The 9,465-nt window shown below is 42.8% G+C and carries 9 protein-coding genes; 5 read left to right on the top strand and 4 right to left on the bottom strand.

What is annotated here, in order from left to right:
• Positions 1 to 2 precede the first annotated feature (2 nt).
• Together AC6I8Y_RS08045 and rmf are read left to right on the top strand one after the other, a co-directional pair.
• A complete protein-coding gene (locus tag AC6I8Y_RS08045; RefSeq protein WP_498021381.1) occupies positions 3 to 2,108 on the top strand; it encodes a DUF3466 family protein in 2,106 nt (701 codons plus the stop codon).
• 164 nt (positions 2,109 to 2,272) lie between these two features.
• Positions 2,273 to 2,446 carry a ribosome modulation factor gene (gene rmf / locus AC6I8Y_RS08050; RefSeq protein ID WP_042475718.1) on the top strand — a complete coding sequence of 58 codons (174 nt, stop codon included), beginning with the start codon at positions 2,273 to 2,275 and terminating at the stop codon, positions 2,444 to 2,446.
• Between the two features lie 127 nt (positions 2,447 to 2,573).
• Here rmf and fabA read toward each other — a convergent pair whose 3' ends face one another.
• Together fabA and AC6I8Y_RS08060 are read right to left on the bottom strand one after the other, a co-directional pair.
• A complete protein-coding gene (fabA, locus tag AC6I8Y_RS08055; protein WP_128650537.1) occupies positions 2,574 to 3,092 on the bottom strand; it encodes a bifunctional 3-hydroxydecanoyl-ACP dehydratase/trans-2-decenoyl-ACP isomerase in 519 nt (172 codons plus the stop codon).
• Positions 3,093 to 3,163: 71 nt separating this feature from the next.
• Positions 3,164 to 4,801 (bottom strand): S16 family serine protease, encoded by a 1,638-nt coding sequence (locus AC6I8Y_RS08060; protein WP_498021382.1) that lies wholly within the window; start codon positions 4,799 to 4,801, stop codon positions 3,164 to 3,166.
• A 171-nt stretch (positions 4,802 to 4,972) separates the two neighbouring features.
• Between AC6I8Y_RS08060 and matP the strand changes: the two genes are divergently transcribed.
• Positions 4,973 to 5,422 (top strand): macrodomain Ter protein MatP, encoded by a 450-nt coding sequence (matP, locus tag AC6I8Y_RS08065; RefSeq protein WP_128650539.1) that lies wholly within the window; start codon positions 4,973 to 4,975, stop codon positions 5,420 to 5,422.
• 14 nt (positions 5,423 to 5,436) lie between these two features.
• On the top strand, positions 5,437 to 5,748 hold the full coding sequence (locus tag AC6I8Y_RS08070; protein WP_498021383.1) for a DUF3634 family protein: 312 nt from the start codon (positions 5,437 to 5,439) through the stop codon (positions 5,746 to 5,748).
• 83 nt (positions 5,749 to 5,831) lie between these two features.
• Here AC6I8Y_RS08070 and AC6I8Y_RS08075 read toward each other — a convergent pair whose 3' ends face one another.
• Positions 5,832 to 6,083 carry a hypothetical protein gene (locus AC6I8Y_RS08075; protein ID WP_042475725.1) on the bottom strand — a complete coding sequence of 84 codons (252 nt, stop codon included), beginning with the start codon at positions 6,081 to 6,083 and terminating at the stop codon, positions 5,832 to 5,834.
• A gap of 499 nt (positions 6,084 to 6,582) precedes the next feature.
• The gene (gene mpaA, locus AC6I8Y_RS08080) at positions 6,583 to 7,326 is read right to left on the bottom strand and encodes a murein tripeptide amidase MpaA (RefSeq protein ID WP_394152366.1); all 744 of its coding nucleotides are present in this window, start codon (positions 7,324 to 7,326) and stop codon (positions 6,583 to 6,585) included.
• Positions 7,327 to 7,489: 163 nt separating this feature from the next.
• Here mpaA and AC6I8Y_RS08085 point away from each other — a divergent pair, with 163 nt between their 5' ends.
• On the top strand, positions 7,490 to 9,112 hold the full coding sequence (locus AC6I8Y_RS08085) for an ABC transporter substrate-binding protein (RefSeq protein WP_498021384.1): 1,623 nt from the start codon (positions 7,490 to 7,492) through the stop codon (positions 9,110 to 9,112).
• Positions 9,113 to 9,465 lie beyond the last annotated feature (353 nt).

Genomic DNA, 9,465 nt, shown 5'->3' on the forward strand with positions numbered 1-9,465 from the left:
TGATGAGTCGTAATAATTTTAAAATTTCATTGATTGCAGCAAGTGTACTTGCTGCGACTTCAGGGCACGCTGCTTTGTATAAAGTGGTCGAAGTCGATCCTACAGGCAGTATCCAATCAACAGGTGTTTACGTTGACGACATCACCGAGTTTTATGGCAGTGCAATAGAGAAGCCAAGTGGCTCTGTTAATGCACTAGGCTGTTTTGCTGAAGGATCGACGTGTACGGAATATAAGTTGTTTGGTGACTCACGTAATGGTGCAGAAGGACATTCATACCGCCAGGAAATCCCTTTTAACTTTGACGCTTCATTCTTTTACACAGACTGGAATCGGAACCGAGATTATTGTCGAAATGAACTAGGCTATCAGACTTGTGATCCAGGCTGGACCGATAAGATGTGGTACAGCTTTAGTGACGTTGGTGGTTTGTTGCGTGAGCGTGATGCGTTTTTGAACTCTTCACAAACCGGCTGGAATGGAATAAAAGGTGAAGATGATTATCTCTCCAATGCACTAGCATTTAGTGAGACAACTGCTGCTTCAGATCCGGATAACGCATCGGTAGCGGCAAGAATGAGTGTAATACCAACTTCAGATTATGTTCCGGGTGGTGGTGATACGAAGCCGGAAACAAACTCAGAGAATGTTGTTATTAACGACCTAACGTCGACAGGCCTTTCTATAGGTAATACCAGTTCCGGTTATTATCGTATAAACACTTCTGATAGTAATGCTGCTGGTAACCTTGCAACTGCTTATCGTCATCGTGGTTTTGTTCAAGGCGCAGATAATACGACTAACATGCTATTGCCAGTTCTTACTGAGGGTGCAAACCAAGATCAGAAGATTACCAACAACATGGGCAGAACCATGGGATGGGCGAGCTTCAATTATGCTGGTACAGAGTACATCGTTGGTAGTGCGGCTGTAGGGCCATTTGATTACAACGATGACAATAAAAATTGGAATGGTGATTTAAATAATTGTTTGATTGATGACCCTGCCTCTAGAGCGGAATGTCAAAATTTCGCATTTGGCACTAAAGCAGCAGTTTGGAACTATGACGCGTTAAGTCAAGGAGCTGTTGTTGTTTCAGAATGGCAGAACGGAGTATCGATAAACAATGATAAAAAGGCTTCTCAAGGTAGTGCTCGTGGGGCTGTAATCGCTGATCAAACTGATACAGCTGCGAATAACCCACGCAATGGCAAACCTTTTCTTGTAGGTTTAAATACTACTGGCGACGGTTCAAACAGTTTCTTGCAAGCAACGGTGTTTGTTCCTTCAGAAACGTTCGATGCAACTGCCATTGATCCTGATAACACCACAAGACAATGGTCGCCTGTAACAATTGAAAATGCTCGAATCAAATCTGGTGATGACTTTATATATAGCAATACGTACGCTAGCGATATAAACAAGAACCTTGTCGTACTTGGTGCTTCAAAGCGTCGCGGTGATAAGCGTGAAAATGGTGCCGCCGCTAACCGAATGTTCTTAGCAGAGATTAACTTAGGTGCTGATAGCGGTTATTCTACGCCGACAGCACGTTACTTCGACGAGCTAAACAACAACTCAGGGATATTCTTCCGTGGAGTGGGTGGTGAACCAGGTGCGATCAACAACTTCAATGAGATTGTTGGTGCTGTTGATGCAGAGCAATCTACCGAGTATTTCGGTAAGAAACGTCGTCAGCGTGGTTTTATTTACCCATACAATGGAAGAGGCTCAGAGGCTGAACGTATGGCAATCTTCCAAGGTAAACCTTGGTTGTTAGATGACCTGACCAATGGTGGTAAGTATAACAGCCAGAATAACCAATACCGTATTGTCGACGCTGCAGACATAAATGATGATGGTGTCATAGCCGCTACTGCATTGAAATGTGAAGGGGGGTACGATACCACTGGTCACAACTCATATTGTGGAAACGGTCAGAAGAAAGAACGTGTCGTCGCAGTTAAGTTGATCCCGATCGCAAATGAAGCAGATCGCTCAATTGAGACTCGTGGCGTTGATGCTCCACCAGTAGAACGTAAAGGTGGAAGCCTAGGTTGGATGGCATTGATTCTTCTTGGATTCTTCGGGTTACGTCGTAACAAGTAGTCACAAGTGACGAAAATCCCAGGTTCACAGTTCTGAATCTGGGATTTTTTGTATCTTGAGATTAGCGGGAAAATGCGCAATTATTAAAGAGGAGTCACAAAAGCTCCACAAATCTTTAATGATAGAAAGTTGGGAAACCGATTTTGTATAGCGAGGACCGTACTATGAAGAGACAAAAGCGTGATCGTCTAGAACGAGCTCAATCACAGGGTTACAAAGCTGGATTGAATGGGCGATCGATGGAAGCCTGTCCCTATCAACAAATGGATGCAAAGTCATATTGGCTTGGCGGTTGGCGTGACGCGAGAGATGATAAACAATCAGGACTCTTCAAGTAGTCGGGAGCGAAATTGAAGTAACAAAGGGCCTCAAAAGAGGCCTTTTAATGAACCCCCTAACGCACTATAACTAATAGTCTTAACTAAAAATAAACGACTCCGAAGAGTCGCTTATTGAAATTCTATCTTAGAAAGCAGAAGTGTCTTTAAACAGACCGACTTTCAAATCTTTTGCTACGTAGATTTCTTTACCATCAACAAGTACGCGACCGTCAGCAATACCCATAACCAGCTTACGATTTACCACACGCTTCATGTGCAGTTCGTACGTTACTTTCTTAGCAGTGGGTAGTACTTGACCAGTAAACTTAAGCTCACCAACACCTAGTGCACGACCTTTGCCTTCACCGCCAATCCAACCTAGGTAGAAGCCAACAAGTTGCCACATTGCATCAAGGCCAAGACAGCCTGGCATTACAGGATCACCGATGAAGTGACAATCGAAGAACCATAGGTCAGGAGTAATATCGAGTTCCGCAACGATCAAACCTTTGCCAAAGTCCCCTTCAGTTTCCGACATTTTTGTCACGCGGTCCATCATCAGCATGTTAGGTGCTGGAAGTTGAGGGTAGCCCTCGCCGAATAGTTCTCCACGGCTAGAGGCTAGAAGGTCTTCACGGCTATAAGAATCACGTCTGTTTTGCATTATATAATTACTCCAAATTTTCGTTAGGCCATCTTAGTGAACAGGTGTACGCTAGACAAGTCCGACCACGACTAGACAAACCAGTTTTTAATCCTTGTCACAATTGATTCTGGCATCTCATGTTTTTCAAAGTTTTCAATACGTTCAGCAATCTTGCCGATCACACTTTCTTCACTTTCACTATTGAAAGGTTTACCAAGTAAAAGTGGGATGACTTCATCAACGTGTGTCGCTGACCAGATGTGAAATTCTCCGTTCTTGATGCTTTCAACAAGCTCTTTGTTCAATGCCAAGTGCTGTACATTTGTCTTGGGCAAAATGACACCTTGTTTGCCAGTGAGGCCTTGGTGCTTACACACGTTGTAAAAGCCTTCGACTTTCTCATTGAGGCCACCTACGGCTTGGACGCGCCCAAACTGATCGACCGCACCGGTTACAGCGATTTGCTGGTCGATCGGATAACCTGACAAGGCACTAACTAAAGAGCAAAGCTCAGCAAGTGAGGCGCTGTCTCCGTCAACTTCACAGTATGATTGCTCAAATACGATTGATGCTGAGTAAGGCAGAGGTGCATCCAAGTCCAGCTCTGATGAGACAAAAGCTTGCATAATCATCATGCCTTTTGCATGGATATTGCCACCAAGGTCTACTTTGCGTTCTACGTCCGAAATGTCACCATCGCCAAAGTGAACGACACAGGAAATACGCGCTGGCTCACCATATGAAATAGGGTGGCCTGGGATATCAATGACGGTCAATCCATTGACTTGACCCACTTGCTTTCCTTGCGTTTCGATAACGACCTGACCTTCTAAAATGTCATCGATAGCACGCTCAGGTAAATACGACTCACGATTTCGCTTTGCATCGATTGCTGACTCGATATGCTCACAAGATATCACGGAAGTGTGACTATAGGATGATGCTTCGCATAACAACGCTTTGTGCCAATCAAGTGAGAGTGGCCAGTACTGCTTATCCTCGGTCTCACGCGCACCGGCTTGCAGGAGCTTGAGATAAGCTGAACGGTCGAGTTGCTTTTCCCCGAGACAAGTGCGAACCACATAGTTTACGAACGACAGGTATTGCTCTGCGCTCGTTTGGGTGACTTTTAAATCGCTTTCGACTTCGGTGTACTGCATAAATCCAGAACGGTAATCGCTATCTATCAGGTCTAAATCTGAAAGTTGTTCACGATCACCGATAATCACCAGCTTGAAATCTGAGCTAAATGTTGGTGGTTGTACCGACACATTCTCTGAGTCCACTGCTAGGCACTCAAGCTTAGCACCTTGCAACAGAGACTTTAGATTGGTCCATACACCAAGGTTTGCCAGTGCACTCTGCGCTGAGCATACCAAAACACCTTTATTAGCTTGCGAGACAAGGCCCCTAGAAATTTGGTTTTCACCTTGCACATTTTTATAGCGGTCCAAAAGTAGGCCTGGGTTCGCTTCAACGCCAATAATTGTACTGTGACCAAGCTTTTCGATCGAATCGCTAACCAGTTGTCGATAAGCTAAGCTATCTCCATCTTTAATCACTAGCACTTTCGAAGGGCAATTGTCTGAAACGAAGTAGGACAGCGCAGCTTTGAGACGCGGTTGTAACTCAATAGGCTCAATCGGAGGGAGAGTGGAAGCAGTGTCTAGGAGATCGCTAAAATCGTTGTACAGGGGGCAAACTTCTTGCCAAGAGACTTGATTCATTATGTCTTTACTTAATTTAGATTTGCACGAAGTATACAATGAATAGGGCTGTAACGTTAGTTTTTCGAGCCGACGTAAAGCGAGCAAAATCTCATAAAACAACCTTTATTATTGAGAAGTTTAGTAACTTGGGTTACGCTGTCACTGTAAACAGAGTAGGGATGCAAACCAATGAAATACCAACAACTTGAAAATTTAGAATGTGGTTGGAAGTGGCAGTATTTAACAAAAAAGTGGCGTGAAGGTGAGAACATCACTCGTTATGTAGATACAAGCGAAATTGAACACGCCGTATCGAAGCTTAAGCAACTTGAGCATGAACCTACTCTGGTCCTTGATTGGATCAATGAACACATGTCGGTTGAGTTAGATAACAAGCTAAAGCAAGCTATTCGGGCGAAGCGAAAGCGTCACTACAATGCCGAACAAGTACATACCAAAAAGAAATCCATCGATTTGGATTTTCGTGTATGGGAAAAGCTTTCTCATCGTGCCAATGATCTGGGATGTACACTATCAGAAGCGATCGAATACTTGCTGAGCGAAGCATCTAGAAGTGAAAAGGCGACGCAAAAGGTTAGTAGTTTGAAAGAGGACTTGAGTAAGTTACTCGGTGATTAAAATAGGGGTTAAGGATGCTGTATGTCGTTTTAGTTGGTGCCATATTAGTCTTTTGGCTTGTTGCCATAGATAGACCATCTTTAGTCGTAAAGATGGACCAAGGTGAGATCACCCATACGAAAGGGCACTTACCGCCAACGTTTAAGCACAATTTAAAAGAGATCGTAGAAAGAGATAAAACAAGCGGAGAGTTAAAGGTATACCAGACTCGTAGCGGGATGAGACTCAAGTTCAGTAAAACGATTTCCAAGAACATACAGCAAAGAATTAGGAACATATTCCCTCACCAAAGCTTCAAATCTAAAGGTCGAAAAAAGAGTCGATAGCATAGAAAAAGAAAGGGCATAAATGCCCTTTTCTTAGATTCTCTAATGCACTATAACTAATGAGGAGTGAAAACAGCAAACTACTATGCTTTAGCGGCGATTTCCCGTTCGTCCCAAATTTTCATTAGTGTTCTGCGAGACTCGGAGTCTAGCATTTGAATACGACGGCATGTCCAATTCTCAGCAATATAATCAGCCATTTCTAGGGAAATAGGGTTGTTATCCGTTAAGTAAGTCTCCAATGCTGATTCTGCTTCAATCAACGAAAGTCCTTCCGCATCCCACTTCTGCACACGTACGTAGCTATTTTTGAACCATTCAATTGGTAGAGTCATAGAAATCTCCTTTTCTACAAGCTTAATTAAATACTAATTAAAAGACATCGTGTCTTTGCGTTGGGATAAGGATTGAATATTTTCTTTGTCGTGTAAAGTTAAAAATGAAATAAACACAATAAAAATTTATAAAAGTAATTTAGTATTTACACTGTGAATTTTTGAACATGAGTTATATCGCTAAGGGTGATTTTTGATTATTGGTTTTATGAGAGTTATTTGGTTAAATAATGAAACGGTTATGGGTGAAAACTAAATTCAAGGATATGGATGATCTCACGCCATTAAGCGCACCAATGTAATGTGAGGCTTTAGTTGATTTCACTGAATGCTTTTGGGCTGAGGTTTGAAAAATTATAGAGGTATTGCTTTCAAGTGTTGTAATTATTACGGAGCGTGTTATTCAAACTGAGAAATTTTGTGAATGTATTATGTTGATTTTATTTATTTCTCAGGGCCAAGTTGATTGTTAATATTTATCTGAATCCAATAAGTGGTGTTAATATATTGTGCCGTTGTAGTCTAGCCTTAATAAATCGATGAGCGCACCGAGGTATTTATCAATGGCGGCATCAGCAGAAATCGCGGGAAGTTCAAGAGTGATGCAAAGTAACTCCTTCTCGTTACACCAACTCCCAAATGAACCGGGTGTTTCATAACCGATCTGTTTCACTAGCGGCAGCGAAAATTGTTGTGATAGCCAGTTCCCAAGTTTTGAGTCCTCCGGGTCGTCGACGCAGGCTAGGGGTTCATGCAGTGACACAATAAAGCGTGGCTTTCGAGCTTCGATTAGTTCAATTAGAGCGGCAACCTCCGGTTCCAAAGACTCTGCGTTTCCCGTTTTTACCTTTACATCTCGCGTACGCGCAGAAGAGCTCCATCTATACACAGTCTCTTTATCGGTCCAAGTTTTAGTCGGAAACGCTCGATTAAGATCGACTTGGTTGGCATTGGCACGAGTTCCCAGTTGGTTAGCGTCAGGGTTCATGGAAAGTATGACATCGTGTTTAAGATACTCGGAAGGAAGCGAACGTAATGCACAAGATAAAGCGACAGTCGATGCTGTTTCGTCCCCATGTGTTCCAGCGAGGATAAGGCCACGCTCTTCCTCAGGTGAACAACCTTCAAAGTAAAGTAGAGGTGCCCCCAAGACCGAATCCCCGTAAGTGGAGGGTGTCTGTTGAAACTTGGCTCTTTCGGGTCTTGGCCGCAATATAGGCCTGTTTTGATTTGCATTATTCATAACTCACTCTCAACTTCTTGTCTTTCCTCACGGCATTCTAGATGCATATATGCCATAACTGAAACAGTATTAACATCTTACAGCTCTCGTATTCTATAAGAGTGTTTGCTTGTTAAGAATACAGTAGGGCATTTATTACTTTATACCAATCAGGCGGTTTAGGATGAAGCATCATATTTCATGGAAAGTCTCGTTACTTGCAGCAATGGTCTCTACGGCGTTCACTGTATCAGCTGCAGTGGTACCAGAAGATGCACGTTTAGCTGAGGTTCAAAATTTGGTACGCGGTAACGACGCAGAAGTAGCAACCTTAGATCCAGCAAATGCAGAAGGCCTCCCAGAGATGCACGTGCTCAGGGATTTGTTTGAAGGATTAGTTATCCAAGACAAAGACGGCAATGTGATACCAGGCGTTGCAAAATCTTGGAGTACAGAAGACAACAAAACTTTCACGTTCGAGTTAAGAAAAGATGCGAAATGGTCAAATGGAGACCCGGTTACCGCTCACGACTTCGTCTACAGTATCAAAAGAGCTGCCGATCCCAATTTTGCATCAGCGAATGGTTGGTATTTGAAACTTACTAAAATTAAGAATATTCAATCTATTATAGATGGGAAGGCTTCTCTAGATTCACTTGGGGTTAGGGCACTTGATGATCATACTTTACAGTATGAACTAGAGAGTCAGGTTCCGTACTTTGTTGCGATGACTGCTCATTCATCCATGATGCCTGTTCATAAAGAGGTCCTAGCGGAATATGGAGACAAGTGGACTCGACCAGGCAATATGGTATCAAACGGCGCGTTTACATTAGAAAATTGGGTTATTAATGAGCGGATTGAGCTTATTAGAAACCAGCAATATTGGGATAACGATAATACCGTATTAAACCAAGTCACTTACATTCCATTTGAAAGCCAAACGGCTGCAATGAACCGTTTTGCAACGGGCGAAGTGGATATTACTTCCGATGTGCCGACAGCGATGGCACCGAAGCTAAAGAAAGAACGACCAGAGTCTTACACCGTAGTTCCATTACTGTGCACGTATTACTATGCATTTAATACGACAAAGGCACCATTTAACGATCCGCGTGTTCGCAAGGCGGTGTCTTATACGATAATGCGGGATGTTATTACAAACGGTGTTACTCAGGTAGGTAATTTACCTGCATATACTTTTGCACACAAATACGTTGCCGGATTTGAAGCAAGCCAACCAAATTACAGTGCGATGAGTCAGAAACAACGTGATGAGGAAGCTAAAAAGTTACTGTCTGAGGCCGGCTACAGCGAAGAAAATCCATTAGATATTAAGCTGCTGTATAACACTAGTGAGAGCAATAAGGCTATTGCGGTGGCAATAGCGTCAATGCTTGGTAAGAACTTAGGAGCGAAAGTCGAGTTGGAGAATCAAGAATGGAAATCGTATTTGGTCGCGCGTCGTGAAGGCAACTTTGATGTGTTAAGAACATCATGGTGTGGTGACTATAATGAAGCATCAACATTCTTGAGCTTAATGGCATCTGACAACGCTGGCAACCGAGCGTTCTACAAGAGCGACGCGTACGATAAAATCATCGTGAATGCGCTTGGAGCCACCAGTGATGAGGAGCGCGCTAAGTTTTATGATCAAGCTGAAGCTTTGCTGGCTGAAGACATGCCAATCGCACCGATTTATTATTACATGCAAGCGCGCTTAGTGAGACCAACTGTTGGAGGCTTTCCGATGAATAACGTTGAAGGGCGAATCTATTCAAAAGATTTGTTCATGAAAGCTGAATAAAAAACAGCTAAAATTGAGGGAATAAGCCAGCCACGATGTTGCTGGCTTTTTTGTCTGGTGGGTTACGGATTTGGTGGCTTCAAATCTAGCTCTTTGATTGTTAACATTTAACGTCTTAGTGCGTATTATCTATCTTATGTTAAATTGGGTGTGCGTTAGCTTAAAATCTATGTTCTCCTTGCCACTATTCCCTCATTTCATCATCGTATTTAACGATAATCATGATTTACCATAAAATACCTAATAATCACATTACTTAATCAGAGATTAGTAATTGTGACTATTAGAAAAAGCCCATGATCATTTCAACAATTCACATGGGCTTTATGACTCTAGCTTTTATCAATTACTCA

Source organism: Vibrio sp. KUL78 (genome assembly GCF_059725505.1).

Bases quoted from the DNA above. Each gene is read 5' to 3' on its own strand.
- AC6I8Y_RS08045 (WP_498021381.1), top strand. From the start codon at position 3: ATGAGTCGTAATAATTTTAAAATTTCATTGATTGCAGCAAGTGTACTT.
- rmf (WP_042475718.1), top strand. From the start codon at position 2,273: ATGAAGAGACAAAAGCGTGATCGTCTAGAACGAGCTCAATCACAGGGT.
- fabA (WP_128650537.1), bottom strand. From the start codon at position 3,092: ATGCAAAACAGACGTGATTCTTATAGCCGTGAAGACCTTCTAGCCTCT.
- AC6I8Y_RS08060 (WP_498021382.1), bottom strand. From the start codon at position 4,801: ATGAATCAAGTCTCTTGGCAAGAAGTTTGCCCCCTGTACAACGATTTT.
- matP (WP_128650539.1), top strand. From the start codon at position 4,973: ATGAAATACCAACAACTTGAAAATTTAGAATGTGGTTGGAAGTGGCAG.
- AC6I8Y_RS08070 (WP_498021383.1), top strand. From the start codon at position 5,437: ATGCTGTATGTCGTTTTAGTTGGTGCCATATTAGTCTTTTGGCTTGTT.
- AC6I8Y_RS08075 (WP_042475725.1), bottom strand. From the start codon at position 6,083: ATGACTCTACCAATTGAATGGTTCAAAAATAGCTACGTACGTGTGCAG.
- mpaA (WP_394152366.1), bottom strand. From the start codon at position 7,326: ATGAATAATGCAAATCAAAACAGGCCTATATTGCGGCCAAGACCCGAA.
- AC6I8Y_RS08085 (WP_498021384.1), top strand. From the start codon at position 7,490: ATGAAGCATCATATTTCATGGAAAGTCTCGTTACTTGCAGCAATGGTC.